The following is a 2863-nucleotide window of genomic DNA, read 5'->3' as shown; positions in this document are numbered from 1 at the left end:
TTTTTTTTTTTCAAGCAGAAGACGGCATACGAGATACATCGGTGACTGGAGTTCAGACGTGTGCTCTTCCGATCTCCTGCGCCTGCGCTGCGCCGATGCTGAGAAGGATGAGCAGGGCGAGGATCCGCATCGGGTCCGCTCCAAGCACGAGGGCCGTTGCGGTCGCGCCCGACGAATCGCCGGGGCGACCGGACCGATCCCCGGGCACCATCCGGGCAATTCTGCGGCAGCCGCTCCAGCACGCCCTCCGGACAGGGGCGTGCCGGGCGGGTCCCGCCTCAGGCCGCCCGGACAGTCGCCAGGAAGCGTCCGACCTCGGCGGTGAGCCGCTCCGATTGGCGCGACAGCTCGGAGGCCGAGTCCAGGACATCGCCCGCCGCCGCGCCGGTCTTCTCCGCCGCCCGGGCCACGCCCGTGATGGTGCGGGTTACCTCGCCGGTGCCGGAGGCCGCCTGACCGACATTGCGGACGATCTCCTGGGTCGCCGCATCCTGCTCCTCCACCGCCGCCGCGATCGAGGCGGACACCGTGCTGATCTCCCGGATGCGGGCGGCGATCTGCCCGATCGCGGTCACCGCCTCGCCCGTCGCACCCTGGACCTGGCCGATCTGATGGCCGATCTCGTCGGTGGCCTTGGCGGTCTGGTCGGCCAGCGCCTTGACCTCGGACGCCACCACCGCGAAGCCCTTGCCGGCCTCCCCGGCCCGGGCCGCCTCGATCGTGGCGTTGAGCGCCAGCAGGTTGGTCTGCGCGGCGATGCCCGAGATCATGCCCACCACCTCGCCGATCTTGGCGACGCTCGCGCTCAGAGTCCGCACGAGCGCGGCGGTCTGGTCCGCCTCGCCCACCGCGGCCTGAGCCAGATCGGCCGAATCCGAGACCTGACGGCCGATCATCTGGACGGAAGAGCCCAGTTCCTCGGCGGCCGCCGCCACCGTGCTCACGTTGGATGCAGCCTGCTCGGCGGCGGCCGCGACGGTGGTCGAGCGTTCCGCCGTGTCGGCCGCGGTGGATGCCATGGTCTGCGCGGTGGCCTGCAACGCCCCGGCCGAGGTCGAGACCGCGCTGATGATTCCCCCCGTGGCCTGCTCGAACACGTCGGCCATCTGGTGCATCGCCCCGCGGCGCTGCTCCTCGGCGACGCGCCGGGCCTCGGCGGTTTCCGCCTCTAGGGCCTTGGTCCGGATCAGGTTGTCCTTGAACACCTGCACGGCCCCGGCCATGGACCCGAGCTCGTCCGCGTGCTGCGTACCGGGCACCTCCGTCCCGAGCTCTCCGTCGGCGAGGCGCCGCATGGCCGCCGCCAGACCGAGGATCCGCCGGACGACACGGAACTGCACGATCAGGATCGCGGCTATCGCCAACCCGACCGTGAGGAGGATGGCCGCGACGGCGACGACGAGATCCTGCCGGGCCTCGGCAGCGGCCGCGCGGGTCCTATCCACCGCGGATGCGATGACTGCGATCGCCGCATCGGACACGGCCTTCTGCCCTGTGACGACCCCGCCATCCCAGGCCGCGTTGGAAACCGGGATCCTCCGCCCTTCCGAGACGGCGGCGACAACCGCGTTCCGGAGCTCAGCCATGCGGCCGCCGAAATAGATATCGTTGGCCCGGGCATAGGTGTCGCGCACGGCTGCGTCGAAGCCGCCGATCTCGATGGTGCGCGCGGCAACTTGCCAAGCCGTCAGGGCCTGGGTGTCGGCAGCGTTCAGTTGCGACGCTTCCGCGGGCGTAGCGGCACGACCGCTCGCCAAGAGCGCACTCACGATGGCGGCGCTGCGGCCACTGCTCGTCCGCGTGAGCCATATCGCGGCCCGGGCATCGAGGAAGCTTCCAAAGGCGGAATCGAGAGCTTGGATCTGCTTTTCGACGGCGTCGGACGCGGCTTCGAGCGCGATCAGGAAGCGGTTGCCGAACTCGTCCAGCTGCTTGCGGAGGGCTGGATCGCGAGCTGCAAGGGGCTGATCGAGGGCCGGGTCCACGGCCGGGCGCAGCCGCCGCCACGTGTCCAGGAAGGATTGCAGCTCGACGCCCCGAGCCCGCAAGGCGGCATCGGGCATCCATTTCAGATCGGTGAGCGCACCGTCGATCGCCGCGTCGAACGCCTGGCGGCCATCGCGGGCGGTCTGTCGATGGACCCGGTTGTCCTGAGGCTCCTCGAGAAGCGCGGTCATGTTCCAGCCGCGCTCGATCCGGAGCTGCGTCAGGCTCGTGAACAGATTGCGATCGATCGCCATATAGGCGGCGACCTGATTTGCCAGATCCGAGCGCGTCTTGCTTCCGAACAGTTGCGAGGCCGCCAGGCCGATCGCCACGGCACTGACGAGCGCGACAATCGCGACAATGATAAAGCGAAGCGAAAGCCTAGGCACGATCAAACACCCGAGTTGAGCGACCCGGATGCATACCCCTCGGTCGCACGAAAGGCCACGATTTTCTTACTTGAGGTTGCCAAAACGATTTATAATACAAAAGTCTTTTGTTTTGTATGCCTGTATCATTGCGGATAAATATTTGAATTTCAGCGAATCATCGAGCGATCAACGTCCCGGATAGTTCGGGTCCTGGACGTAAGATCCGCACGAGACCGTGGCCACAGGCATGCAACGGATGCATAAGGCTCACGCGTATCGGCCGGCCCCTCCTCGAAAGCCGACATTCAAGAATGCCGGTCCCCCGAGCGGTGGAACGCGGGCCAGAAGATGCCGGGCGTGCCGGAGAAGCAGCGCGGAAAGCGGTCACCGTCTTCGCGCTTCTGACCGGGCGGCGGGACGGAAGCTGTCGCGTCGCCGGCCGGCACGTCGATGAGGCAGACGAGGCCGGGAGTCCGCCAGTCGAGGTCGGCCTCCTGCGCCTGCGC

At 67.8% G+C, this 2863-nt stretch carries 3 protein-coding genes; 1 reads left to right on the top strand and 2 read right to left on the bottom strand.

The window, feature by feature from the left end:
• Positions 1-278 precede the first annotated feature (278 nt).
• Positions 279-1757, bottom strand: a complete 1479-nt coding sequence (locus tag WYO_RS28475) for a HAMP domain-containing methyl-accepting chemotaxis protein (RefSeq protein ID WP_244424351.1) — start codon at positions 1755-1757, stop codon at positions 279-281.
• A 99-nt stretch (positions 1758-1856) separates the two neighbouring features.
• Here WYO_RS28475 and WYO_RS32300 point away from each other — a divergent pair, with 99 nt between their 5' ends.
• A complete protein-coding gene (locus WYO_RS32300) occupies positions 1857-2513 on the top strand; it encodes a hypothetical protein (RefSeq protein ID WP_244424350.1) in 657 nt (218 codons plus the stop codon).
• Between the two features lie 149 nt (positions 2514-2662).
• On the opposite strand, the gene WYO_RS31870 is transcribed toward WYO_RS32300, so the two are convergent.
• A partial coding sequence (locus WYO_RS31870; protein ID WP_007569342.1) for a hypothetical protein occupies positions 2663-2863 on the bottom strand: 201 nt, incomplete at its 5' end.

The organism is Methylobacterium sp. GXF4 (genome assembly GCF_000272495.1).
GTDB classification, from domain to species: Bacteria; Pseudomonadota; Alphaproteobacteria; order Rhizobiales; family Beijerinckiaceae; genus Methylobacterium; species Methylobacterium brachiatum.
Note: the sequence above shows the minus strand (reverse complement) of the source record. Positions and strands in the feature narration are given on the sequence as shown.